Annotated in this window: 29 protein-coding genes; 13 read left to right on the plus strand and 16 right to left on the minus strand. The window is 63.2% G+C overall.

The genetic code is table 11. The features are described from left to right. Positions 1–64 precede the first annotated feature (64 nt). Positions 65–889 (plus strand): oxygen-dependent tRNA uridine(34) hydroxylase TrhO, encoded by an 825-nt coding sequence (gene trhO, locus J2W40_RS13480; RefSeq protein WP_310225636.1) that lies wholly within the window; start codon positions 65–67, stop codon positions 887–889. Here the strand turns inward: trhO and J2W40_RS13485 are convergent. Genes J2W40_RS13485 through J2W40_RS13500 form a run of 4 tightly spaced genes read right to left on the minus strand, consistent with a single transcriptional unit; the run spans position 886 to position 2,927 of the window. Then, entirely contained in the window at positions 886–1,146 is a 261-nt protein-coding gene (locus tag J2W40_RS13485) for a hypothetical protein (protein ID WP_310225638.1), read from the minus strand. The genes trhO and J2W40_RS13485 overlap by 4 nt on opposite strands. A gap of 5 nt (positions 1,147–1,151) precedes the next feature. Beyond that, positions 1,152–1,892, minus strand: coding sequence for a M48 family metallopeptidase (locus tag J2W40_RS13490; RefSeq protein ID WP_409050377.1), 741 nt, complete (start codon positions 1,890–1,892; stop codon positions 1,152–1,154). Beyond that, positions 1,849–2,286, minus strand: a complete 438-nt coding sequence (locus J2W40_RS13495) for a YcgN family cysteine cluster protein (RefSeq protein ID WP_037472073.1) — start codon at positions 2,284–2,286, stop codon at positions 1,849–1,851. The genes J2W40_RS13490 and J2W40_RS13495 overlap by 44 nt, the downstream gene beginning before the upstream one ends. Then, a complete protein-coding gene (locus J2W40_RS13500) occupies positions 2,274–2,927 on the minus strand; it encodes an SCO family protein (RefSeq protein ID WP_310225643.1) in 654 nt (217 codons plus the stop codon). Before J2W40_RS13500 ends, J2W40_RS13495 begins: the two co-directional genes overlap by 13 nt. Before the next feature lie 42 nt (positions 2,928–2,969). Between J2W40_RS13500 and J2W40_RS13505 the strand changes: the two genes are divergently transcribed. After that, positions 2,970–3,584 carry an ankyrin repeat domain-containing protein gene (locus J2W40_RS13505; RefSeq protein ID WP_409050378.1) on the plus strand — a complete coding sequence of 205 codons (615 nt, stop codon included), beginning with the start codon at positions 2,970–2,972 and terminating at the stop codon, positions 3,582–3,584. Positions 3,585–3,723: 139 nt separating this feature from the next. Here the strand turns inward: J2W40_RS13505 and J2W40_RS13510 are convergent, their stop codons facing one another. The 11 genes from J2W40_RS13510 to J2W40_RS13560 all read right to left on the minus strand — a co-directional run bounded on the left by J2W40_RS13510 (position 3,724) and on the right by J2W40_RS13560 (position 10,842). Beyond that, positions 3,724–4,218, minus strand: a complete 495-nt coding sequence (locus J2W40_RS13510; protein ID WP_310225644.1) for an MmcB family DNA repair protein — start codon at positions 4,216–4,218, stop codon at positions 3,724–3,726. Between the two features lie 114 nt (positions 4,219–4,332). Further along, complete coding sequence (locus J2W40_RS13515) at positions 4,333–5,001, minus strand: cell wall hydrolase (RefSeq protein WP_310225646.1); 669 nt, start codon at positions 4,999–5,001, stop codon at positions 4,333–4,335. Between the two features lie 179 nt (positions 5,002–5,180). Next, the gene (locus J2W40_RS13520; protein ID WP_310225648.1) at positions 5,181–5,528 is read right to left on the minus strand and encodes a DUF1491 family protein; all 348 of its coding nucleotides are present in this window, start codon (positions 5,526–5,528) and stop codon (positions 5,181–5,183) included. Beyond that, positions 5,521–6,018, minus strand: a complete 498-nt coding sequence (locus J2W40_RS13525) for a PaaI family thioesterase (protein WP_310225650.1) — start codon at positions 6,016–6,018, stop codon at positions 5,521–5,523. Before J2W40_RS13525 ends, J2W40_RS13520 begins: the two co-directional genes overlap by 8 nt. Then, entirely contained in the window at positions 5,978–6,445 is a 468-nt protein-coding gene (locus tag J2W40_RS13530) for a PTS sugar transporter subunit IIA (RefSeq protein WP_310225652.1), read from the minus strand. Before J2W40_RS13530 ends, J2W40_RS13525 begins: the two co-directional genes overlap by 41 nt. A gap of 130 nt (positions 6,446–6,575) precedes the next feature. Continuing rightward, a complete protein-coding gene (hpf, locus tag J2W40_RS13535; protein ID WP_310225653.1) occupies positions 6,576–7,181 on the minus strand; it encodes a ribosome hibernation-promoting factor, HPF/YfiA family in 606 nt (201 codons plus the stop codon). Positions 7,182–7,249: 68 nt separating this feature from the next. After that, a complete protein-coding gene (gene dnaQ / locus J2W40_RS13540; RefSeq protein ID WP_310225656.1) occupies positions 7,250–7,951 on the minus strand; it encodes a DNA polymerase III subunit epsilon in 702 nt (233 codons plus the stop codon). Between the two features lie 33 nt (positions 7,952–7,984). Continuing rightward, positions 7,985–8,578, minus strand: coding sequence for a dephospho-CoA kinase (gene coaE, locus J2W40_RS13545; RefSeq protein ID WP_310225658.1), 594 nt, complete (start codon positions 8,576–8,578; stop codon positions 7,985–7,987). Next, positions 8,578–9,402, minus strand: coding sequence for a shikimate dehydrogenase (gene aroE / locus J2W40_RS13550; RefSeq protein ID WP_310225661.1), 825 nt, complete (start codon positions 9,400–9,402; stop codon positions 8,578–8,580). Before aroE ends, coaE begins: the two co-directional genes overlap by 1 nt. Continuing rightward, positions 9,399–10,004, minus strand: a complete 606-nt coding sequence (locus J2W40_RS13555; protein ID WP_310225663.1) for a Maf family protein — start codon at positions 10,002–10,004, stop codon at positions 9,399–9,401. Before J2W40_RS13555 ends, aroE begins: the two co-directional genes overlap by 4 nt. 10 nt (positions 10,005–10,014) lie before the next feature. Continuing rightward, entirely contained in the window at positions 10,015–10,842 is an 828-nt protein-coding gene (locus J2W40_RS13560; protein ID WP_310225665.1) for a pyruvate, water dikinase regulatory protein, read from the minus strand. A gap of 296 nt (positions 10,843–11,138) precedes the next feature. On the opposite strand from J2W40_RS13560, the gene hemE reads away from it, so the two are divergent. Next, positions 11,139–12,194, plus strand: a complete 1,056-nt coding sequence (gene hemE, locus J2W40_RS13565) for a uroporphyrinogen decarboxylase (RefSeq protein WP_310225667.1) — start codon at positions 11,139–11,141, stop codon at positions 12,192–12,194. Further along, positions 12,194–12,634, plus strand: coding sequence for a CopD family protein (locus J2W40_RS13570; protein ID WP_069065635.1), 441 nt, complete (start codon positions 12,194–12,196; stop codon positions 12,632–12,634). Before hemE ends, J2W40_RS13570 begins: the two co-directional genes overlap by 1 nt. A gap of 212 nt (positions 12,635–12,846) precedes the next feature. Here J2W40_RS13570 and panC read toward each other — a convergent pair whose 3' ends face one another. After that, entirely contained in the window at positions 12,847–13,692 is an 846-nt protein-coding gene (gene panC / locus J2W40_RS13575) for a pantoate--beta-alanine ligase (RefSeq protein ID WP_310225670.1), read from the minus strand. Positions 13,693–13,803: 111 nt separating this feature from the next. Here panC and J2W40_RS13580 point away from each other — a divergent pair, with 111 nt between their 5' ends. The 9 genes from J2W40_RS13580 to J2W40_RS13620 all read left to right on the plus strand — a co-directional run bounded on the left by J2W40_RS13580 (position 13,804) and on the right by J2W40_RS13620 (position 21,492). After that, the gene (locus tag J2W40_RS13580; protein ID WP_310225845.1) at positions 13,804–14,610 is read left to right on the plus strand and encodes a division plane positioning ATPase MipZ; all 807 of its coding nucleotides are present in this window, start codon (positions 13,804–13,806) and stop codon (positions 14,608–14,610) included. Beyond that, positions 14,610–15,032 (plus strand): J domain-containing protein, encoded by a 423-nt coding sequence (locus J2W40_RS13585; RefSeq protein WP_310225672.1) that lies wholly within the window; start codon positions 14,610–14,612, stop codon positions 15,030–15,032. Before J2W40_RS13580 ends, J2W40_RS13585 begins: the two co-directional genes overlap by 1 nt. Next, on the plus strand, positions 15,029–16,402 hold the full coding sequence (gene pgmG, locus J2W40_RS13590) for a phosphoglucomutase/phosphomannomutase PgmG (RefSeq protein ID WP_310225674.1): 1,374 nt from the start codon (positions 15,029–15,031) through the stop codon (positions 16,400–16,402). The genes J2W40_RS13585 and pgmG overlap by 4 nt, the downstream gene beginning before the upstream one ends. Before the next feature lie 388 nt (positions 16,403–16,790). Beyond that, entirely contained in the window at positions 16,791–18,089 is a 1,299-nt protein-coding gene (locus tag J2W40_RS13595; RefSeq protein WP_310225676.1) for an OmpP1/FadL family transporter, read from the plus strand. Positions 18,090–18,268: 179 nt separating this feature from the next. Beyond that, positions 18,269–19,432 (plus strand): flavodoxin-dependent (E)-4-hydroxy-3-methylbut-2-enyl-diphosphate synthase, encoded by a 1,164-nt coding sequence (gene ispG / locus J2W40_RS13600; protein WP_310225678.1) that lies wholly within the window; start codon positions 18,269–18,271, stop codon positions 19,430–19,432. Between the two features lie 52 nt (positions 19,433–19,484). Then, positions 19,485–19,727 (plus strand): AbrB/MazE/SpoVT family DNA-binding domain-containing protein, encoded by a 243-nt coding sequence (locus J2W40_RS13605; RefSeq protein ID WP_310225680.1) that lies wholly within the window; start codon positions 19,485–19,487, stop codon positions 19,725–19,727. Further along, positions 19,724–20,104, plus strand: a complete 381-nt coding sequence (locus tag J2W40_RS13610) for a type II toxin-antitoxin system VapC family toxin (RefSeq protein ID WP_310225682.1) — start codon at positions 19,724–19,726, stop codon at positions 20,102–20,104. The genes J2W40_RS13605 and J2W40_RS13610 overlap by 4 nt, the downstream gene beginning before the upstream one ends. A gap of 6 nt (positions 20,105–20,110) precedes the next feature. Beyond that, positions 20,111–21,010: a DMT family transporter gene (locus tag J2W40_RS13615; protein ID WP_310225684.1), complete on the plus strand. Its 900-nt coding sequence runs from the start codon at positions 20,111–20,113 to the stop codon at positions 21,008–21,010. After that, positions 21,007–21,492, plus strand: a complete 486-nt coding sequence (locus tag J2W40_RS13620; RefSeq protein ID WP_310225686.1) for a GNAT family N-acetyltransferase — start codon at positions 21,007–21,009, stop codon at positions 21,490–21,492. The genes J2W40_RS13615 and J2W40_RS13620 overlap by 4 nt, the downstream gene beginning before the upstream one ends. The last annotated feature ends 247 nt before the right edge of the window (positions 21,493–21,739 follow it).

Here is a 21,739-nt window from a genome sequence, read left to right on the forward strand (position 1 = left end):
CCCGCCTATGCGCCTGTCCGTGCCCGCTTTCAAGAGGCCGCGCAAAGCCCTATAGGCCACCGCCATGTCCTATACCGTCGCTGCCCTCTATCGGTTCGCCACTCTGGCCGATCCCGACGCCATCGCCGCCGATCTGCGCACGCGCTGCGCCGATCTTGGCACCTGCGGCACGCTGATCGTCGCGCGCGAAGGGATTAACGGCACGGTGGCGGGCAGCGCCGACGCGATCGCAACGCTGGTCGCCCATATCCGCACCCTGCCCGGCTGCGCCGACCTGGACGTCAAATATTCGACCGCCAACAGCGCGCCCTTCGCCCGGATGAAGGTGAAGGTAAAGCCGGAGATCGTCACGCTGGGCGTAGGCGACCTTGATCCCGCAAGCCAGGCGGGCACGCATCTCGACCCCGCCGAATGGAACGCGCTGATCGCCGATCCCGACACGATCCTGATCGACACGCGCAACGCCTATGAAGTCGCGATCGGCACGTTCGAAGGCGCGATCGACCCTGAAACCCGCGCCTTTCGTGATTTTCCCGGCTGGTTCGACGATTTCGCCCAAGGGCTGCGCGATCAGGGCCGCACGCCCAAGATCGCGATGTTCTGCACTGGCGGCATACGCTGCGAAAAATCCACTGCGCTGGTCAAGGCGCGCGGCTTCGATGACGTTTATCATCTCAAGGGCGGCATCTTGCGCTATCTGGAGGAAATGCCGGAAAGCGAAAGCCGCTGGCAGGGCGATTGCTATGTCTTCGACGAGCGGGTCGCGGTGGGCCATGGCCTCGCACTCGGCGACTATAGCACCTGCCGCGCCTGCGGCCTGCCCTATCCCAATGATGCCGAGCATATATGCGAGGCCGATGGGTCAGGGGTGTGGCCGCACCGAAACTAACCTGGCGTCTCGATCAGTTCTGCTATCTCGAACTGATAGCTTTTCCAGCCCCGCATCCGCGCGCCGTCCTCCGCCGCTGCCCGCTTCTTGCGCGCCTCGGCCAGCGAGCGCGCATGGCCCCAGAACACTTCGGTCTTGCCATTGTCGAGCAAGGCGACGATCCGCCAATAATGGGTGAAGGGGTCGGCCGTCGGCCCGATCGTCTTGACATAGCCATCCGCCATCGTGGCGGTCAGATAGCGTTTCCTGCGCGCCATGCGTCCTATCCCGTATAGCGATGCAGCCCGGTGCCATGCGCACGCAGCCATGCGCGCCCCGGCTTGGGGTCCGCGCCATAGATGCGCGCATGGGCCGCGTGAAAGGCCGGACTATGGTCCATATGCAGCAGATGCGCCAATTCATGCGCCACCGTCGCGCGCCGCACCTCTGGCGGGCACAGGATCAGCCGCCAGCTATAGCGGATCGCGCCCGACGCGGTGCAACTGCCCCAGCGGCTGCGCGGATCGCCCACACCCACCGATGCGACGATCAGCCCATGGTCGCGCGCCAATTCTTGCGTCTCGGTCTCCAGCACCGCCTTGGCCCGCCGCACCAGCCAGCGCAGCACCCGCGCACTCACCGATTCCGCTGCGCCACCCAATAGCAGCCGGTCGCCCTCCAACCGGATCGTCCGGCTCGCCCCCGCCTCCCAACAAATACGCACCTCGCGCCCCTCCAGCGGAAATACCGCGCCATCGGTCAGCGGCGTCAACATAGGCTGCCGCGCCAATTGCTGCCGCACCCAGCCTTCATGATCCTGCGCCCAGCCCAGCGCCCGCTTCAAATTCGCGCGCACCGGCATCGACAGCCGCACTTCGCCGCGCGTCCCGTCGATCGTCAGCCGGTAGGCGCGCGCCCGTGCCGACCGGCGTACCCGCACCGGCGTCGGCACGCCGTCGATCAGGATCGCGGCGTCGGGATCAGATATCCCGGTCGACAAGATGATTCTCCCAATCGCCCGCATCCGCCTCCGCCACGGTCCACCCCCGCACCGATTCGCGCGCGCGATGCACCGCTTCCCGGTCGCCCGACAGCAGATAGTGCCAGTCGGGCAGCGGCAGCCCCTCCCCGCGCAGCCGATAGGCGCAGGTGCGCGGCAGCCAGCTGATCTGGCGCACCTTGGCCGGAGTCAACCGCACGCAATCGGGCACGAATTTGCGCCGGTCCTTGTAATTGCTGCACTGGCCGCTTTGCCGGTCGAGCAAGCGGCAGGCGACATTGGTGGGATAGATGCGCCCGCTATCCTCATCCTCGGCCTTATGCAGGCAGCATTTGCCGCACCCGTCGCACAGCGCTTCCCATTCGGCCCTGTCGAGCTTGTCGAGCGGCTTTTCCCAGAAGGGCGTCACTTGATCCATTTTTGCAAGAACGCCAGCACCTTATCCGGCGCGCCCTCATCCACGTCCGGCGTGCCGGGATCATCCACCGGGACCAGCGCCACTGGCTTGCCATCGGGATCGAACAGATAAGGCGTGCGACTATGCCCGACCAGATAATCGCTCGCGCCCGCGACCTTCTCGCTATTGTAGATGACGACGAAATCCTTGGCCACCTTGGCGATCTGATCGGGCGTGCCGGTCAGGCCGATGAGGCGCGGATGAAAGGCCGCGACATAGGTTTTCAGCACGGCGGGCGTATCGCGCGCCGGATCGACGCTGATCAGGATCGGTTGCACCTTGGCGGCACGCTGTGGCGCGGCCTTCTCGAACTGGGCGAAGGCCTGCATGATCCGCTGCAGATCGACCGGGCAGACGTCGGGGCAATAGGTATAGCCGAAATAGACGATCCGATACTGGCCCTTATAATCGTCCCAGCGCGCAGGCTTGCCGTCCTGGTCGGTCAGGGTGAAGGGCGCGCCGATCCGCGCACCGGCCAGTTCACCCTGCGCGCTATCGCCGCTTGATGCCTTGCCCCCACCGCCCATATTACAGGCAGCCAGCAAGGCGAGACAGGACAGGGTGAAGAGCATCCGGGCTTTGTTCATGGCGTGGCCAGCCATGCCCTGCTAGGGAAGGATTTGCAAATGCAACGGGGCGCGACGATGATGAAGACCAGACTTGTTTCCGCTATTATGGCCGTCATGGCGCTGGCCCTGCTAGTCCCCGGCCCGGCACATGCGCAATTTTCCGATGCCTATAATTTCCTCAAGGCCGTGAAGGACAAGGATGGACAGAAGGTCACCGACCTCATCCAGAAACCCGGCTCCACCGTCATCAACAGCCGCGATATCAGCAACGGCGAAAATGCCCTGCATATCGTCGTCGCGCGGCGCGATGCGTCCTGGCTGGCCTTCCTGCTCGCCAAGGGCGCAAACCCCAATCTCGCCGACAATAATGGCAATACGCCGTTGATGAATGCGGTGCAGGGCCGGTTCGAGGAAGGGGTGCAGACCCTGCTCGCCAACAAGGCGCAGGTGGACAAGGTCAACGGCAGCGGCGAAACCCCGCTGATCCGGGCGGTACAACTGCGCGACGTCGGCCTCGTTCGCCTGCTGGTGGCGCAGGGGGCTAATCCCGACAAGCGCGATACCATCGCGGGCATGTCCGCCCGCGACTATGCCGAACGCGACAGCCGTACCCCCGGCCTCATCGAAGCCCTCGCCGCCGCCAAGCCCGTCGCCAAGCCCGCAGGGCCAGTGCAGGGCCCGGTGTTCTGACCCGTTAAGCTGCCCCCACGATAGTCGTCATTCCGGCCCTGAGCCGGAATCCATTAGCCTCTCTCCTTGAGAGACGCTCCGCGCTAGAGCCAATGGATGCTGACTTTCGTCAGCATGACGGGCTGAATGGGTTCACGACCTACCAGCCAATCTCCGCTGCATGATCCGGGTCGTTAATCGCGGTCAACCGCCGTGCCGCGCGCCGGGCAAAACGCAGCGTCTCCGCCTTGCGCCGCGCTGCCGCCAGCGGCTCGATCGGTGCGGGCCGCACCAGTTCGGCATCATATTGATCCGCAACGATCAGCCCGGTGCGCGCGGGCCATAGCGCTTCGCTGTCGAACAGGGACAGGTCGAACCCCAGCGGCACCGCCCAGAAATAGCGGTCGCAATAGTCGAAATAATCGGGCCATTTCATGTCGCCGATCAAGTCGGCCCGGCTGCACTTGATCTCGACGATGGTCAGCCGCCCTGCTCCGTCGATCGCCATGATATCGGCGCGCCGCCCATTGGGCAGCGGCACCTCCAATATCCCGCTCATGTCATGGCGAAAGAAGAGGCGCAATGTCCCCCGCGCGACGGCCAGTGCGGTGCCGTCGGTTAGGGGAGCACAGGTGTCGGATATGGCAGCGGTCATGCCACAACCATAGAACAAGGCAGGAACAAAAGAAAAGGCCGATTCGGACAACCCGAACCGGCCTTTTTCGATAGGTATCGCATCGGCGAAATGGGCCTCAGCCCGTTCTCACCCTCAGCGATAGAAGATGTGATTGTCGATCATCGCCAGCTTGGCTTTGCCCCAACCCGGCGAGACGCGGCGGGCGTGGAAGAAGAGCGCGCCTTCGGCTCGGCTGTCCCAGGCATCGGCCATGGCGATCTGGGCGATGGCGACAGCCTGTCGCCAGCTACGGCTCTCGGTACGGATCGGCGGCATGCCGCCGCCGCGCACGAAGCTGAACTGGCTGGGCTGATAGACGACGCCGCACAGGCTGTCGGCGAATCGCCCGGATTCGGCGCGATTGATGATGACGCGCGCGACGGCCAGTTGGCCTTCCAGGCTTTCGCCCTTGGATTCGAAATAGACGGCACCGGCCAGGCACTTCATTTCGCCATCAAGCTCTTCTGGCGTGCCTTGGGCATTGACCAGTGCAGCGAGGCTATCGGCCTGCATCTCGGAAAAGGTGGAAGAATTGGCGGCCTTGGAGGCCGAAGCCAGCGGCTGCACGATTTCGCGCGGCGCGGCAAAGGTGACGGCGGGCGTGGCACCGGCCGAAGGCGCTGTGGTCAGCGCATCGCCCCTGGAAAGGGACACCGAAGACGGGATGGCTTCACCGGCCATCGACATTTCGGACGCCGTGACCGCGGCAGCGGCGGACAGGGCAAAGGCTGCGACGATCGCAGCTTTCAAACGAAAGCTCATTATTACTCAAAATTGTGCGGTTCTTGGCCGGGATCGTCGTCTTTTTTAACCCACTTTGTCCGACGACCGGCCGCCCCCCGTCTGCGTGTTTACCGCGCCCGCCCCCCTTGGACGATTGCGGCAACCTGCGCGTTCAGCGTGGGCGGCCCTCTGCACGGGCCATTGCGATATGTCAACGATCAGCAAATTGTTTCAGCGGCGAACCGTTCCGCTTCCGGGATATCGAGTTCGATCACCCATAGATCGGGGTCCGACCGGCGGCGCCGCTCGACATAGTGAACCATGGCTTGCGCCCCCTCCTGAGGGTCAGGTCCACAGCGCATCAACGCATGGCCGCCGGAAAAGTTCGACACCCGCTCGAAAAGCCCGGTTTCCTGCCCTTTTTCCATCGTCTGGACCAGAATCACGCCGCTGATGTCATCGCCTTTGACCAGGATGGTGGCAAAGCCCCCGCCCGCCGCCACCCGCCGTCGCAACGCACCGACCAGCATCGCGCTGGTCAGCCGGGCGGAGGACTCGTCAGCCATGATATCCCGGCAGGGATGACAGGGCGAATTGCGACCGCATGAAGGTGCCGGTGCCCCGTCCGACCTCCTCGCCATGCGAATCGACTAGGCTGGCTTCGGCGACATAGACTCGGCGCTTGCCGCTAATCCAGCGTCCCTCGGCGCGGATTCGTCCCGGCGCGATCGGTCGGGTGAACAGCAGGTTGAAGGCAGTGGTGAGCAGGAAGCGATCGCTTACCAGGCTGTTGGCGGCGTAGAAGGCCGCATCGTCCAGCATCTTGAAATAAACCGTCCCATGGACTGCGCCCGCCGCATGGAACTGGCTTTCATCGACATCGAAGTCGATGATGCAGCGCCCCGGCTCGCTGATTGCAATCTCCGACCGGAACAGGCGGTTGATCGGCGCAGAACGATAAAGATTTTCAAGCGCCCGGAAATGCGCGGTTTCACCGCTGTCCGGTGCATTGGCATCAGGCTGCGTCACGCGCCCCGCCACCCGACAACAAGGCATGGAGCGCAGCCGCCGAGCGCGCGCCGCGCAACCGGGTGACCTGGCCCTCATCACGCAGATAGCGCGACACCCGCGCCAGCGTTTTCAAATGTTCCGCGCCGCTATCGACCGGCGACAATAGCGCAAAGACGATATCCACCGGCAGGTCATCGACGGCGTCGAAGGGGGTGGCCGGATCGACCAGCGCGACGACGGCGCACATTTTTTCAAGACCAGGAATCTTGGCGTGGGGAATGGCCACGCCGCCGCCAAAGCCGGTGGACCCCAATCGCTCGCGATCGAACAGGGCGTCCGCAACCATCTCTGCGTCCAGCGCATAAGCGTCCGCCGCAAGCGCGGCGATCTTCTGGAACAATTGTTTCTTGCCATTCACCGACAGGCCCGTGGCGAGCGCGTCGGGTGAAAGGATATCGTTGAAATGCACCATTACATGTCCGATCCAACCGAGCCGCGCCCAGTCAGGACTTCATGCGCCTATGCTCAGGGAATTAAAGCCCGGCCCCATAAGCCGCCTGCGCCCCAAGGTCAACAGGCGGCCCGATAGGACCGGGCGGCGCTCAGCTCGCCTGGATACGCGGTTCGACCCAGCCGATCGTCCCGTCATGACGACGATAGACCATATTATAGGCCGCCGTCCCGGCATTGACGAACAGCAGCGCATTGGTGTTGCGCAGGTCCAGCATCATCACCGCGTCCGAGACGCTCGCTTCGGGAATATCGACGCGGGTTTCCGCTACGATCAGCGGCGCATCATCGACCTCTTCCTGCTCGTCGGCGGGAGACGCAAAGATGGTATAGCCCGCCCCGTCAATATCATCGAGGCTGAAGCTGCTGACCCGCTGCGCCTCGGCGGCGGCGGCCTGGCTATGACGATCCTTGAGGCGGCGCATATAGCGGCGCAACTGCTTTTCGATCCGCTCGGCCGCCTGGTCGAAGGCGGGATGCGCCTCCTGCGCCTCGCCCGCGCCTTTGAGGATCAGGCCAGTCATCACATGGCAGACGATGTCGCAGTGAAAGGCACCATGCGGGGCCGGTCGAAAGGTCACATGCGCGGAGATTGTGCGGGAGAAATATTTCTCGGCAATCGCTTCCATACGGGTCGCGACATGCTCCTTGAGCGCCTCGCCCGTATCGACCTGATGCCCGGAAACACGAATATCCATATGCCTTCTCCTTGTTCTTGCGGGCCGCAGGACACGGCCCGGTTGACTGGGGGCACGCAGGCGGAGTGTCAGTCCGCCAATGCCCCCTCCAGCCAGAGCGGCTTGTCGAGCGTCGCGATAAACGCCGCATGCCGTTCCAGCTCCGTCGCGCTCGCCGCAAAGACGCGCGCGGGACGAACAGAGCGAACCGCGACCTGCGCCGCGAGTTCCGCCCCAAACTCTTCTTTTGCTGCCTCCTGTGCCAGACCCAGGCCGATCTGACGGCCGCCGGTCAGTTCGATGTAGAGCTGCGCCAGCAACTCGGCGTCGAGCAGCGCGCCATGTTTGATGCGATGGCTGCGGTCGATCCCATAACGGGTGCAGAGCGCGTCCAGGCTGTGCTTGGCGCCCGGATGCATGGTCCGCGCGATCGCGACCGTGTCGATCATCCGGTCGAGCGACACTTCGCCGCGTCCGCACAATCGCAATTCATGGTTGAGGAAGCCGAAATCGAAGCGCGCATTATGCGCGACCAGCGGACTATCCTCCAGAAAGGCGAGCAAGTCTGTCACGCCGCTGGCAAAGAGCGGCTTGTCCGACAGGAAATGGCTCGACAGCCCATGCACCGCTTCGGCGGCGGCGGGCATGTCGCGCTGGGGGTTGTAATAAGCGTGGAAGGTCCGGCCGCTGGGCACACGATTGATAAGCTCGATACAACCGATTTCGACCATTCTGTCGCCGGATGCCGGGTCAAATCCCGTCGTTTCGGTATCGAATATAATCTCGCGCATCGCCCTCTTCATATCGACTCTATGGGCCAACCCTTATCTGCCTGTCTTGCGGCCAAGGCAAGCGACCAGACGTCGCACTTGCGCACGGGTTTCGGCGAAGGTCGTGCCGGTCTGGATGAGATGATCGGCGCGGCGACGCTTTTCAGCATCAGGCGTTTGCAGGTGCAGGATCTGGCGGAATTTGGCGACCGTCATGCCCGGCCGCGCCAGGACGCGCTTGCGCTGCTTCCACGCCGGCGCGCTCACCACGATCACGCCCGCCAGCCGTTTCTGCCCACCTGTTTCGAACAGTAGAGGAATGTCGAGCAGGACGAATTTGCGCGATCGGTGGCGGCGCAGAAACCGGCTCCGCGCGTCGCGCACGGCGGGATGGACGATCGCTTCAAGCGCCTTGCGCTCGTGCGGATGGCCGAACACCGCCGCGCCCAGTTTCGCGCGATCCACACCCTTGGGGCCGGTCGTGCCGGGAAAGCGCGCCTCGATCGCGGGCAGCAACGCGCCACCCGGCCCTTGCAAGTGATGCACCTCGGCATCCGCGTCGAACACAGGCACGCCTTCACGGGCGAACATCGCCGCGACCGCCGACTTGCCCATGCCGATAGATCCGGTCAGGCCATAAATCTTCATCAGTCCGCCGCGAGCAGCAGCGCGCGCAACTCGGCGTCCAGTTCGCGGGGCGCATGCGCGTCGAAGAAGATGTCGAAGGCCAGCGCTGCCTGCCCGATCAGCATTTCCAGCCCATCGAGCGTCTTGAGTCCGCGCTCGCGCGCCGCTTTGAGCAACCCCGTCTCCAACGGCGCATAGACGATATCATAGACCGTGGCGCTCGGCGGCAGCGGCGTCAGGTCCAGGTCCAGCACCGGCTGCCCCACCATCCCCAGCGACGTCGAATTGACGAGCAGGTCAACGGCCGGCAGGGACTCGCCCATGCCGATCACCGCGCCCTTCACCCCGGCATGGTCGAGCATAGCCTGCGCCTTGGCCGCATCGCGCGCCATGACTATGATGTCGGGCACGCTAAGGCTCGTCAGCGCGAACAAAATCGCCCGCGCCGCGCCGCCCGCGCCGATCAACACGGCGCTGCGCCCCTTCCACCGATCGCGCAGCAAGGGCTGGAGGAAGCCGCCCGCATCGGTATTGGTGCCGATCAGCGGCCCGCCGGTTTCGCTGGCGATCGTGTTCATCGCCCCGATCCGTTCCCGCACCCCACCCGGATCATCGGTAAAGTCCATCACCGCCATCTTGTGCGGAATGGTGACATTGCACCCCAGCCAATCGGGGTCGGCCCGCCGCTGCAGGAAATAGCTGGCCAGCCCGTCGGGCGTCACATGCGTCTTGCGATATTCCGCCTCGATATCCAGCGCGTTAAGCCAGAAATTATGAATGAGCGGCGATTTGCTGTGCGCGATCGGATCGCCGATCACTTCGGCATAGGGGAGGCCTTGGGTCATGCCGTCAAAACACCCCGCACACGTAAAAAGTCAAGCAAGGGCAGCAGCGGCAAGCCCTGGATCGCGAACTGGCTGCCTTCGACCTTGGCGAAGAGTTGCGCGCCCGGCCCCTCGATGCGGTAGCAGCCCACACACCAGCGGCATTCGTCCCAGTCGCCATCCAGATAAGCGGCGATGAAGGCGTCGGACAAAGGCCGCACCATCATCCGCACCCGCTCGATATGCCGCCAGATTGGCTCACCATTCAGCACGATCACCGCTGCGCTGTGCAGATGATGCACTCGCCCCGACAGCAGCCGCAATATCCGTTCGGCATCCGCGCGATCGACGGCCTTGTCGATCATCACGCCCCGTTCTTCACCGCCATCCAGGCTTAGCGTCTGGTCGCATCCCAGCACCAGCGCGCCCGGCACCCGGCGCGAGACTTTGCGCGCCTTAAGCTCCGCCAGCGCATCGGCCAACGCCCGCGCATCCAGTCCATCGGCGCGCAACGCCTCCTTCGCCGCTTCCTCATCGACGCCGGGCGACAGTGCCTCGAAGGGCACCTGCGCCGCGCTTAGCAGCGCGCGGCGGCTCGCGCTCTGCGATGCCAGCACGATCATGCCCAAAACCTCATAAAGCGTCGCCCTCCGCCAGTTCGCGGTCATTGAACAGGTTGATGATCGCCGCCGCTGCTTCCTCGATCGACCGGCGGGTCATGTCGATCACCGGCCAGCCATTGTCGGCGAACATCCGCCTGGCAAAGGACAGTTCCTCCTGCACCTTGTCATTATCGACATAGGCGGTTTCGGGCGTCTGGTTGAGCGAGAGCAGCCGGTTGCGGCGGATCTGGATCAACCGTTCGGGGCCAACCGTCAGCCCCACGACCAGCGGATGTTTGAGGCTGTAGAGACTGCGCGGCGGCGGCGATTCCGGCACCAGCGGGATATTGGCGGTCTTGTAGCCGCGATTGGCGAGGTAGATGGACGTCGGCGTCTTGGACGCGCGCGACACCCCCGCCAGCACGATGTCGGCCTCTTCCCAATTTTCATGCCCCACCCCGTCATCATGGGCGATGGTGAACTGAATCGCCTCGATCCGCGCGAAATAGGCTTCGTCCAGCACATGTTTGCGCCCCGGCCGCGTGCGCGTTTCCTGCCCCAATATGTTGGACAGCGCGTCGGCGACGCTGTCGAGCGCCGCAACATGGGGAAGGCCGAGCGCACGGCAGCGCGTCTCCAGCCGCTTGCGTAATGGATGGTTGGTCAGGGTGAACAAGACCAACCCCGGATTGGCGGAAATCTCCTCCATGATCCGGTCGAGATGGACTTCGGACCGCACCATCGGCCAGAAATGGCGGATCGCATCGACATTTTCGAACAGACCGATCGAGGCCTTGGCGATATTCTCCAGCGTCTCGCCGGTGGAGTCCGAAAGCAGGTGGAGATGGATGCGCGCCATGGCCTATATCTCTGTGCATAGGCTGTGGATAAAGCAAGGGACGAAATGGGGAGCAATGGACCCCCGATTTTCGCTCCACGCTGCCCGGACTCTTATCCACAGGCCCCCAACAGACCCGATTTTTCCTCCACAGCCTGTGGATAACGAGGATAAGTCAGGGGACTCGGACGGGCAAGGCCGGGCGGATCGGAGTCAAGCTGTTGGCAAAAGCGGGCACAACGCATAAACCCCGCTGCCAACGCCCCTACTATCTCCAACATTCCTATTTGAATCTTAATAGAAGAGAAGAGAGTCCGATGCTTGTCGACCCGAAGGCCGATCCTGTGGCCAAGCCGCTCCTTGGCGTCCTGCGGGGGGAACGCCCTGCCGTGCCGCCCATGTGGCTCATGCGGCAGGCCGGGCGCTATCTGCCCGAATATCGTGCGCTCCGGGCGGACAAAGGCGGCTTCCTCGAACTCGTCTATGACAGCGCGGCGGCAGCGGAAGTCACGCTTCAACCGCTGCGCCGTTTCGGCTTCGACGGCGCGATCCTCTTTTCCGACATTTTGATCGTCCCCTATGCGATGGGGCAGGATCTGTGGTTCGAAACCGGCGAAGGCCCGCGCCTCGCGCCGATCCTCAGCGACACCGACCTCTCGACCCTGAAACCCGATTTTAGCCGCTTCGAGGCAGTCTATGAGACGGTGCGGCAGGTGAAGGCAGCCCTGGACCCCTCGGTCACGTTCCTTGGCTTTGCAGGCAGCCCCTGGACCATCGCCACCTATATGGTTGCAGGCCAGGGCAGCAAGGATCAGGGCGCGGCCCGTCGCCTCGCTTATGGCGATCCCGCCCGCTTCGGCACGCTCATTGACGCGATCGTCGACGCGACCGTTACCTATCTGTCCGGCCAGATCGAGGCCGGGGTCGAAGCCGTGCAATTATTCGACAGCTGGGCCGGCAGCCTCGCCCCGCTCCAGTTCGAACGCTGGGTCATCGCGCCCAATGCCGCGATCGTCAGCCGGTTGAAGGCGCTACACCCTGACATTCCGATCATCGGCTTCCCCAAGGGCGCGGGCGCGAAACTCGCCGATTATGCCGCAGGCACGGGTGTCGATGCGATCGGCGTCGATGAAACCGTCGATCCGCACTGGGCCAACCGCGTACTGCCACAGGGCATGCCGGTGCAGGGCAATCTCGACCCGCTCGCCCTCATCGCGGGCGGCCAGGCGGTTGAACAAGCCGTGGACAATATCCGTGCCGCTTTCACCGACCGGCCGCACATCATGAACCTTGGCCATGGCATTTTGCCCGACACCCCCATTGCGCATGTCGAAGCATTGCTTAGCTATGTGCGGCAGGAGGAAAAACGCTGATGGCCTATCTTGGTGCTGCCTATCTCTGGGTGAAGGCTGCCCATCTCATCTTCGTCATTTTCCTGATGGCGGGGCTGTTCATGATCCCGCGCTTCTTCGTCTATCATCAGGAATGCGCCGTTGGTTCGGACGAGGATCGCAAATGGATCGACCGCGAACAGCGGTTGCTAAAGATCATCCTCAACCCCTCGTTGGTGCTAGTCTGGGTCTTGGGCCTCATGCTGATGGTCGAAATCGGTGCGTGGAGCTTTGGCTGGTTCCACCTCAAACTGCTCTTCGTCCTTGGCCTGTCGGGCTATCATGGCTGGATCGCCAGCTATGCCAAGAAACTCGCCAGGGGCCAGCGGACCATGACCGACCGCCAATTGCGCCTGCTCAACGAAGTCCCCGGCGTCGCTGCTGCGGTGATCGTTATCGCGGTGATCGTAAAGCCGTTCTGATCCAACCCTTGGAAATCCACCCGACCCCGTTCGGGCTGAGCTTGTCGAAGTCCCTTTCTTTTCTTTCGGAAGAGGCCCCCTTCGACTGCCTGCCAAGGCAGGCGCTCAGGACAGGCTTCGACAAGCTCAGGGCGAACGGCGGGCAGGGTGTGATGACGCTCCAAAACCCAGCAAAATAGTCCTATTAGATAGTTAGCTAACTATCAAAAACCCTAAACTGGCTCGACCGCGATATTGTCGATCAGCCGCGTCTTGCCCAGCTTCGCTGCCCCCAGCAACCGGGCCGGCCGGTCCAGCACCGTCATGGGTTCCAACGTCACGGCATCGCACAGGGTCACATAGTCGATCGGCCCGAACCCATGATTTTCCATCATTATCAAAGCTTTAGAAGTCGCGAATTCGACACTCTCGCCCTTTTCCATCAGCCGCTTGGCCTCGCCCAAAGCGCGCGGTAGCGCCAACGCCGCCTTGCGCTCCGCTTCGCTTAAATAGGCATTGCGCGAGGAAAGCGCCAAGCCATCTTCGGCGCGCTGGGTCGGCAAACCGATAATATCGATACCTATGTCCAGGTCGCTGTTCGCTTGGCGGATTACGGCCAGTTGCTGATAGTCCTTCTCGCCGAAAATCGCGACGTCGGGCCGGACCTGATTGAACAATTTCGTGACCACCGTGGCGACGCCATCGAAATGGCCCGGCCGCGCCGCGCCATCCAGTCCCTCGCTCACCCCCGACACGCTGACATTGGTGGCAAAGCCCGCCGGATACATGACCTCGACCGGCGGCAGCCACAGCAGGTCCACGCCCGCCGCAGCCAGCATCGCCGCATCCTTCGCCTCACGCCGGGGGTAGGCGTCCAGATCCTCGGCCGGGCCGAATTGCTTGGGATTGACGAAGATCGACACCACGACATGCCGCCCATGGCGCTTCGCTTCCTGCACCAATGCCATATGCCCGTCATGCAAAGCGCCCATGGTCGGCACCAGCGCCAACGGCTTTCCGTCGGCTTTCAGCGCCGCGACGGCAGCGCGTAGGGCGGGCAGGTCAGACAGGGTTTGCACGGGGGGAACGGCTCCGATAAGGGCAGGGGAACAAGCGGTCGACCTGCTAGGCTGCGGCCTTGGCGACCGCCAGGAATCATGGCGACAATCAACGGGGTTATCAAGCGACCAATGGCCAATTCGCAGCCGCATCTCATCGTGTTCGCCAATGAAAAGGGCGGCACCGGCAAGTCGACCACGGCGGTCCACACGGCCATTGCCCTGACGGCGCTTGGCCATCGCGTCGCCATGATCGACCTCGATCCGCGCCAGCGCACTGTCACCCGCTATCTGGAAAACCGCGCCGAAACTGCGCGCCGCCGTCAGATCGACCTGCCTGCGCCCGATTTCGCGGTGCTGCAAGGCGACACGATCGAAGCGCTCGATGCCGAAGTCGCCGTCCTCTCGCAGGACAAGGATTTCCTGATCGTCGACACCCCCGGCCGCGACGACGTCTTCGCCCGCCACATGGCCGCGCGCGCCAATACGTTGGTCACGCCGATGAACGACAGTTTCGTCGATTTCGACCTGATCGGCCAGGTCGATGCCGAAAGTTTCAAGGTCCGTCGCCTGTCCTTCTATTCCGAACTCATCTTCGAAGCGCGCAAGACCAGAGCCAAGGCCGATGGCGTTTCGATCGACTGGGTGGTGCTGCGCAACCGGCTCCAGCATCATGACGCCCGCAACAAGAAGCGGGTCGGCGACGCGCTGATGGAATTGTCGCGACGGGTCGGTTTCCGCGTCATCCCCGGCCTGTCAGAGCGCGTCATCTTCCGCGAACTTTTCCCGTCCGGTCTGACCCTACTCGATAAGGGGCATCTGGGCGAACTGGGCGTCAGCCACATCGCCGCGCGACAGGAACTGCGCGAAATGGTGTCGGGGCTTGCCCTGCCGACGCATGCGGGTGCGGTGCCCGTGGATATGCTCGGCGCGGCCTGATGGGCTGGCTGGCGCTGCTGCTCGTCGGCCTGGCCGGCTGGCTCATCTGGACCGGGAGGCTGCAACGCATGACGGCGAAAGATGGGATGGCGCTGGGCGCGGCGCTGGTCGGCGCGGTGTTGTCGGCCAAGGGCAAGCCTGTGATCGGCGCGCCGGTGCTGATCGGCGCGGCGCTGTTCCTGGCCCGCCAATATAAGCCGCGCCGTCGTCGCGCCTCCGCCCCGCCGCCTCAGAGGATTGACGATCTGGCCCAGGCCCGTGCGCTGCTGGGCGTTGCGGTTGATGCCGATCCCGCCGCCATCCGCGCGGCGCACCGCCGCCTGATCGCCTCGGTCCATCCCGATAAGGGTGGCACCGAAGCGCTGGCGGCCCAGATCAATGCGGCGCGCGACCTGTTGCTGGCCGACAGGCAAGAGGGATGAGCCATCGGTTCGACCCGACTTTGCTGCGCGACTATGATCTGCGCGGCACGGTCGGGCGAACGCTGAATGCTGCCGACGCCTGGGCCTTGGGTCGCAGCTTCGGCACCATCATCGCGCGGGCAGGGGGATCACGGGTCGCGGTCGGCTATGACGGGCGGCTGAGTTCCCCGATGCTGGAAGCGGCGCTGATCGACGGGCTTACCGCGAGCGGCATCGACGTGCTGCGCATCGGCCTTGGCCCAACGCCCATGCTCTATTTCGCCGAAATGACGTGCAAGGTCGATGGCGGCATTCAGATAACCGGCAGCCATAATCCCGGCGATCAAAATGGCTTCAAGCTGGTGCAGCGTCACGCGCCGTTTTTCGGGGCGGACATCGCGCGATTGGGCCAGATGGCGGCGGCGGGCGACTGGGATGCCGGGGCAGGGCGGGTCGATACGATCGCCCTGATGGACCGCTATGTCGCCCGGCTGATGCAGGGTTTCGACGGTCGGGCCTGGCGCATCGGCTGGGATGCGGGCAATGGCGCGGCCGGGCCAGTGGTCGAGGCGCTCGTGCAATTGCTGCCGGGTGAGCATCATCGCCTCTTCACCCAGATAGACGGCAATTTTCCCAACCATCACCCCGATCCTTCCGTAGAGGCGAACCTTGCCGATCTGCGCGCGCTCGTCCTCGACAAGCAGCTCGATTTCGGTGTGGCTTTCGATGGGGATGGTGACCGGATCGGCGTGATCGACGGGCTTGGCCGCACCATAGCGGGGGATCAGTTGCTGGGCCTTTTCGCGGACGATCTGCTCGAAAAGCATCCCGGTGCCCGGATTATCGCGGATGTGAAGACCAGCCAGACGGTGTTCGACCGGATCGCGGCGCGGGGCGGGCGGCCCGATATGTGGAAAACCGGCCACAGCCATATCAAGTCCAGAATGAAGCAGATAGGGGCGCTGCTCGCGGGCGAGATGACCGGGCATCTCTTCTTCGCCGACGATTATTATGGCTATGACGACGGCCTTTATGCCGCCATCCGGCTGATCCGCGCGGCGAGTGGGGCAGGGGGCAGCATTACTGACCGGCGCAGCGCGATGCCCGTCATGGCGGCCACGCCCGAACTCCACATCCCCGTTGCTGATGGGCATAAATTCGCCGTGATCGAGGAGATTTGCGCGCGCTTGGCGGCGTCAGGTGCGGATATGCAAGCCATCGACGGCGCGCGCGTCACCACCGCCGATGGCTGGTGGCTGCTGCGCGCCTCCAATACGCAGGCGGCGCTGGTGGCGCGGGCGGAATCGACCGATGCGGCAGGATTGGCACGTCTGATTGCCGAAATCGATTCGCAGTTGGCGCAATCGGGGCTCGATCGCCTGAAAATCTGATCCATGCGGTTTTTCGCCGACCTGCCTTCCCCTACGGAATAAGAGGCCAGATCAAACGATTGCAAGAAACGCAATTGGGCGTGTCCGTTTCGCATTTGCAACAAAGGCGATGGCCTAGCAAAAGGAGCGAGCCTTTCAGGCATCCTCTCCTAAAACTTTACAAGCCGTCCTCCGGGGCGGCTTTTTTTTGCGACTTTTTATGTCGCCGTCGCGCCCGTTCGCCGTAACGTCAGCCAGCATTGCCATCATAAACGGACCGAAACCCTGCCGGATATTCACTGCTAAACACTGGAATTTAACCATAGTGTTGGTAAGCGGCCTGCGTCAAAAGCCCGCGTCCTTGCCACATTTGGGCGCGTAGGCTGAAAATCGCCGTAGAGGATCTGCCATGTCGTTCAGCCGCCGCCTCCCATCCTTCCTGCTTGTCGCAGGTGCGATCGCCGCGCCCGTCCCGGCGCTGGCCGGGGGCTTCTATCTGCAGGAACAATCGCCCAAGGAAACCGGGCGTGCCCTGTCGGGTGGCGCGGCGGCGGGCGATGATCCCTCGACCGTCTATTTCAATCCCGCCGCGATGACCGAATTGTCGGGCATTCAGACCTCGGTCGGCGGCATCGCTCTGTTCGCAAAGGCACAGCAGACCAATCGCGGCACGACCCGCACGGTCCCCGGCACCACGACGCAAGTGCCCGTCAGCGGCACCAATGGCGGCAATGCCTTTGAAAGCGTGATCCCGATCCCTAGCTTCTACGCCACCGGGCAGGTCAGTGATCGGCTGTGGGTGGGCCTTGGCGTCAACGCGCCGTTTGGCCTGAAGCTGGAATATGAGGATGGCTATTTCGGGCGCTATGACTCGCTCTACACCGACCTCAAAACCTATAACATCCAGCCATCGGCTGCCTATAAGCTGACCGACAATCTGTCCGTCGGCGGCGGCGTCGATGTGCAATATGTCAAGGTGACGCTGACCAACGCGCTGCCGCAACTCTCGCCGCTGCTGGCCGATGGGCACGCCTCGGTGGAGGGCGATGATTGGTCGGTCGGCTGGAATGCCGGGCTGTTCTACCGCGCGGGCGATACTCAGTTCGGTGTCCATTATCGCTCGCGCATGAAGCATAGCCTTGAGGGTGAGCAGGTGATTTCGGGCCTCGCCGGGCCGCTGGCCGGTGGCAATGGCAGCTTCGCCGCCACCGCGCCGCTGACCCTGCCCGATATCGTCACATTATCCATGACTCACCGTCTGACGCCGCAATTGCGCGCGATGCTGACCGCGCGCTGGTATAATTGGTCGGTGATGCAGGCGATCACCATCAATGCCGCCAACGGCACATCGGTCAAGGAACTGGAATATAGCGATACCTACAGTGTCAGCGCGGGCGGCGAATATGACGTCAATGACAAGCTGACGCTGCGCGCGGGCACGATGTTCGATCGTTCGCCGACCAATCCGCAGCATCTGACCACCCGCGTTCCCGATGGCGATCGCGTCTGGCTGAGCGGCGGTGCGACCTGGAACCTGTCGCAGTCCTTCGCGCTGAACCTCAGCTACGCGCATACCTTCGTGGAAAAGGCGAACATCATCCGCCCTGACAGCTATTTCCCCGCGCCAGCCACCGTCACCGCCACGACACGAGCGCAGACGAGCGGCAATGCCGATCAGATTGCCGCATCGCTCACCATGCGTTTTTGAAAGCGCGGCACCGGCCCGCACCCCCACCCGGCCTCCCACCCAGGATATTCTGTGGGAGGCCGGGTGGGGGTGCGGGCCGGTGCGGCACGTTTCAGCTCGGCTGAAACACCAAAAGGCAACGCTTCTAACCGTCACCAAACATCCCTATAGGGGCTTCGTAACCACGGAGCCCCTATTTCATGTCCGACCATAATCCCGGCCTGCGCCCCTGGCGCGATATTGCCCGTCGGCAGAGCCGACAGATCATGGTCGGCAATGTTCCGGTCGGCGGTGGCGCGCCGGTTACGGTTCAGACCATGACCAATACGCTGACCCACGACATCAAGGGCACGATCGACCAGATTCGCCGTTGTGAGGAAGCGGGTGTGGATATTATCCGCGTCTCCTGCCCTGACGAGGAGTCCACCGCGGCACTCAAGCAGATCGTGCGTGCGGCCCGCGTGCCGATCGTCGCCGACATCCATTTCCACTATAAGCGCGCGCTGGAAGCGGCGGATGCCGGGGCGGCCTGCCTGCGCATCAATCCCGGCAATATCGGGTCGCAGGCGCGGGTGAAGGAAGTGGTGGACGCCGCCAAGGCCAATGGCTGCGCCATCCGCATCGGCGTTAATGCAGGTAGCCTTGAAAAGGATTTGCTCGAAAAATATGGCGAACCCTGCCCCGAAGCGCTGGTCGAAAGCGCGCTCGATCATATCAAGCTGCTGCAGGACCAGGATTTCCATGAATATAAGGTGGCGGTGAAGGCGAGCGACGTATTCCTTGCGGTCGCTGCCTATATGCAATTGGCCGAAGCGGTCGATTGCCCGCTCCACCTCGGCATTACCGAAGCGGGCGGTCTGATCGGCGGCACGGTCAAAAGCGCGATCGGCATCGGCAATCTGCTCTGGGCAGGGGTCGGCGATACGATCCGCGTCTCGTTGTCGGCGGAACCCGAAGAAGAAGTGCGGGTCGGCTATGAAATCCTCAAATCGCTCGGCATCCGTACCCGCGGCGTGAAGGTCATCTCCTGCCCCAGTTGCGCGCGGCAGGGCTTCGACGTGATCCGCACCGTGCAGGCGCTGGAGGAACGGCTCCAACATATCCACACACCCCTGTCGCTCTCGGTGTTGGGCTGCGTCGTCAATGGCCCCGGCGAAGCCCGCGAAACCGATATCGGCCTCACCGGCGGCGGCAATGGCAAGCATATGGTCTATCTGTCGGGCATCACCGACCATACGGTGCAGGACGAAGCCCTGGTCGATCACATCGTCCGACTGGTCGAGGACAAAGCCGCCGAGATCGAAGCCGCCAAGGCGGAATCGGAAATGACCGACGCAGGCAAGGCACAGGCTGCGGCGGAATAAGGTCACTTGGAAAGTCAGGACCAATATAGTATTTTGGTCCTGGAGGCTCTGCATGACCTATAGCGGAAAAATGATCAGCGGCGGCAAAGCTGTCATCCCCGCCGAATTGCGTCGGCAGTTGGGCTTTAAGGATGGTGACCGCATCATATTCGAACGCCAAGGCAGCGGCATATTGATCAAAAGCTATGACCAGGTTCTGCGCGAGGTCCAGGCAGATCTGAAAGCCCTGATAAAGAAGCCTTTCACTGTTGACAATTTTCTGGCCGAACGTCGCGCTGAAGCGGAGCGCGAATGACAGCGGTTCTCGATGCGTCCGCGTTATTGACGATTTTGCTGGACGAGCGCGGAGCAGACCAGGTGCAGCCACATCTGGCGACCGGCCAGATTTCGGTCGTCAATCTATGCGAAACCTATACTAAACTTGTGGAGGCCGGCCTGTCGAAGGACGATGCCGAGGCGCAAGTGGCGCGGTTGGAACTGCATATCTGTCCGTTCATCGAAGACCACGCGCTTGAAGCGGCCTTGCTTCGCCCGATGACTCGGCATTTGGGATTGTCTCTGGGAGATCGGGCCTGTCTGGCGCTTGCGCGCCTCGGTAAACTTCCAGTCATCACCGCTGACCGTGCCTGGGCCGAACTGGATTTAGGCATCGACATCATAGTAATCCGCTGACCCGTCATGTCGCGCCACCATAGTTTCGCCATCCCCTTTGCCGTCTGCTGCGCGGGCGTGGCGCTGTTTGCCGTGATGGATGCGGCGATGAAGGGGCTCAGCCTTGGCATCGGCCTCTACAATGCGCTGTTCTGGCGGGCGGTTGCTGGCACGCTGCTTGGCCTTGCGCTGATGCTGCTTACGCGCCAACGCTGGCCGTCGCGCGCCGTCCTGCGCATCCATTTGCTGCGCGGCACGGTGGTCGCGTTGATGGCCGGGCTGTTCTTCTGGGCGATCATGCGGATGCCGCTCGCTGAAGCGATCGCCCTGTCCTTCATCGCACCGCTGATCGCGCTCTATCTTGCCGCCCTGCTGCTCAAGGAACGGATCGGACGTCGCGCGATTGGCGCATCGCTGCTGGGATTGGTGGGCGTGGCTGTCATCCTGTCGGGCCGGTTGCAGGGGCGCTATGATGCCGATGCGCTGCTGGGGGCGGGGGCCGTGCTGGCGTCGGCGGTGCTCTTTGCCTGGAACCTCATCATCCAGCGACAACAGGCGCAGGTCGCCTCGCCGATCGAGGTCGCCTTCTTTCAGCATCTGGTGATGCTCGGCGTCTTTGCGCTGGGTGCGCCCTTTCTGCTGGCCCTGCCACCACGCCCAGCCGTTCCGCTCATCCTGTTGGCGGCCGCCCTCGCCTTCACGTCGCTCGCCGCGCTGTCCTGGGCCTATGCGCGGGCGGAGGCGCAGCGGCTAATCCCGGTCGAATATAGCGCCTTCGTCTGGGCCGCAATCCTGGGGTGGCTGGTGTTCGATGAACGGATCACGCTGCCGACGGTGGCCGGTGCCTTATTGATCGTGGTGGCCTGCCTTATCGCGGCGCGCACGAAACGGGCCGATCTGGCCCATGTGGAAGCGGGAACCGCATGACCGACACTATCCTCATCCGCACGGCCGAGCCGGGCGACATCGACACCATAATCCAGTTCATCCGCGATCTGGCCGACTATGAGAAACTCGCTCATGCCGTGAACACGGACCGAGATACGCTCGCCCGCTATCTTTTCGGTCCTCGCCCCATGGCCGAAGTGCTGATCGCAGAACGGCAGGGCGACGCCATCGGCTTTGCGCTCTTCTTCCACAATTTCTCGACCTTCGAAGGACGACCGGGCCTCTATCTCGAAGATTTGTTCGTCCGACCCGAAGCACGCGGAGCAGGCGCGGGCAAGGCGCTGCTCGTCCGCTTGGCGCAACTGGCAGTCGAACGCGACTGCGCCCGGCTGGAATGGTCGGTGCTCGACTGGAACGAACCGGCCATCGCCGTCTATCGCGCGATCGGGGCCGTGCCGATGGACGAATGGACCATCCAGCGGCTCGACGGCGCGTCGTTGCAGGCGTTGGCCCGCAGTTAGTTCTTCAGGCGATCTTCGATGCTGACATAGAGCATGACGGCGGCGAAGGCGGCCATGGAGACGACGACCAGAGCGGGATAATAAGCAGCGAACATGGGACAGGTTCCTTTCTGCCACACGTTTTCGCCGGATCTGGGCACCCCTGCCATAAGGGTTGTTACGGATAAGGCGGGACGAGCGGATCAGCCGCAGGCTTGACGCGGACTCGTCGCTCGGCGCATTGTGCCGAAACGGAACATTTGGGGGA

This window comes from Sphingobium xenophagum (assembly GCF_031457465.1).
Taxonomy (GTDB): domain Bacteria; phylum Pseudomonadota; class Alphaproteobacteria; order Sphingomonadales; family Sphingomonadaceae; genus Sphingobium; species Sphingobium xenophagum_A.

What these genes read in the sequence shown, in the direction of transcription:
- trhO (WP_310225636.1), top strand. Translation starts at nt 65, where the DNA reads ATGTCCTATACCGTCGCTGCCCTCTATCGGTTCGCCACTCTGGCCGAT.
- J2W40_RS13485 (WP_310225638.1), bottom strand. Translation starts at nt 1,146, where the DNA reads ATGGCGCGCAGGAAACGCTATCTGACCGCCACGATGGCGGATGGCTAT.
- J2W40_RS13490 (WP_409050377.1), bottom strand. Translation starts at nt 1,892, where the DNA reads ATGCGGGCGATTGGGAGAATCATCTTGTCGACCGGGATATCTGATCCC.
- J2W40_RS13495 (WP_037472073.1), bottom strand. Translation starts at nt 2,286, where the DNA reads ATGGATCAAGTGACGCCCTTCTGGGAAAAGCCGCTCGACAAGCTCGAC.
- J2W40_RS13500 (WP_310225643.1), bottom strand. Translation starts at nt 2,927, where the DNA reads ATGGCTGGCCACGCCATGAACAAAGCCCGGATGCTCTTCACCCTGTCC.
- J2W40_RS13505 (WP_409050378.1), top strand. Translation starts at nt 2,970, where the DNA reads ATGATGAAGACCAGACTTGTTTCCGCTATTATGGCCGTCATGGCGCTG.
- J2W40_RS13510 (WP_310225644.1), bottom strand. Translation starts at nt 4,218, where the DNA reads ATGACCGCTGCCATATCCGACACCTGTGCTCCCCTAACCGACGGCACC.
- J2W40_RS13515 (WP_310225646.1), bottom strand. Translation starts at nt 5,001, where the DNA reads ATGAGCTTTCGTTTGAAAGCTGCGATCGTCGCAGCCTTTGCCCTGTCC.
- J2W40_RS13520 (WP_310225648.1), bottom strand. Translation starts at nt 5,528, where the DNA reads ATGGCTGACGAGTCCTCCGCCCGGCTGACCAGCGCGATGCTGGTCGGT.
- J2W40_RS13525 (WP_310225650.1), bottom strand. Translation starts at nt 6,018, where the DNA reads ATGCCTTGTTGTCGGGTGGCGGGGCGCGTGACGCAGCCTGATGCCAAT.
- J2W40_RS13530 (WP_310225652.1), bottom strand. Translation starts at nt 6,445, where the DNA reads ATGGTGCATTTCAACGATATCCTTTCACCCGACGCGCTCGCCACGGGC.
- hpf (WP_310225653.1), bottom strand. Translation starts at nt 7,181, where the DNA reads ATGGATATTCGTGTTTCCGGGCATCAGGTCGATACGGGCGAGGCGCTC.
- dnaQ (WP_310225656.1), bottom strand. Translation starts at nt 7,951, where the DNA reads ATGCGCGAGATTATATTCGATACCGAAACGACGGGATTTGACCCGGCA.
- coaE (WP_310225658.1), bottom strand. Translation starts at nt 8,578, where the DNA reads ATGAAGATTTATGGCCTGACCGGATCTATCGGCATGGGCAAGTCGGCG.
- aroE (WP_310225661.1), bottom strand. Translation starts at nt 9,402, where the DNA reads ATGACCCAAGGCCTCCCCTATGCCGAAGTGATCGGCGATCCGATCGCG.
- J2W40_RS13555 (WP_310225663.1), bottom strand. Translation starts at nt 10,004, where the DNA reads ATGATCGTGCTGGCATCGCAGAGCGCGAGCCGCCGCGCGCTGCTAAGC.
- J2W40_RS13560 (WP_310225665.1), bottom strand. Translation starts at nt 10,842, where the DNA reads ATGGCGCGCATCCATCTCCACCTGCTTTCGGACTCCACCGGCGAGACG.
- hemE (WP_310225667.1), top strand. Translation starts at nt 11,139, where the DNA reads ATGCTTGTCGACCCGAAGGCCGATCCTGTGGCCAAGCCGCTCCTTGGC.
- J2W40_RS13570 (WP_069065635.1), top strand. Translation starts at nt 12,194, where the DNA reads ATGGCCTATCTTGGTGCTGCCTATCTCTGGGTGAAGGCTGCCCATCTC.
- J2W40_RS13580 (WP_310225845.1), top strand. Translation starts at nt 13,804, where the DNA reads ATGGCCAATTCGCAGCCGCATCTCATCGTGTTCGCCAATGAAAAGGGC.
- J2W40_RS13585 (WP_310225672.1), top strand. Translation starts at nt 14,610, where the DNA reads ATGGGCTGGCTGGCGCTGCTGCTCGTCGGCCTGGCCGGCTGGCTCATC.
- pgmG (WP_310225674.1), top strand. Translation starts at nt 15,029, where the DNA reads ATGAGCCATCGGTTCGACCCGACTTTGCTGCGCGACTATGATCTGCGC.
- J2W40_RS13595 (WP_310225676.1), top strand. Translation starts at nt 16,791, where the DNA reads ATGTCGTTCAGCCGCCGCCTCCCATCCTTCCTGCTTGTCGCAGGTGCG.
- ispG (WP_310225678.1), top strand. Translation starts at nt 18,269, where the DNA reads ATGTCCGACCATAATCCCGGCCTGCGCCCCTGGCGCGATATTGCCCGT.
- J2W40_RS13605 (WP_310225680.1), top strand. Translation starts at nt 19,485, where the DNA reads ATGACCTATAGCGGAAAAATGATCAGCGGCGGCAAAGCTGTCATCCCC.
- J2W40_RS13610 (WP_310225682.1), top strand. Translation starts at nt 19,724, where the DNA reads ATGACAGCGGTTCTCGATGCGTCCGCGTTATTGACGATTTTGCTGGAC.
- J2W40_RS13615 (WP_310225684.1), top strand. Translation starts at nt 20,111, where the DNA reads ATGTCGCGCCACCATAGTTTCGCCATCCCCTTTGCCGTCTGCTGCGCG.
- J2W40_RS13620 (WP_310225686.1), top strand. Translation starts at nt 21,007, where the DNA reads ATGACCGACACTATCCTCATCCGCACGGCCGAGCCGGGCGACATCGAC.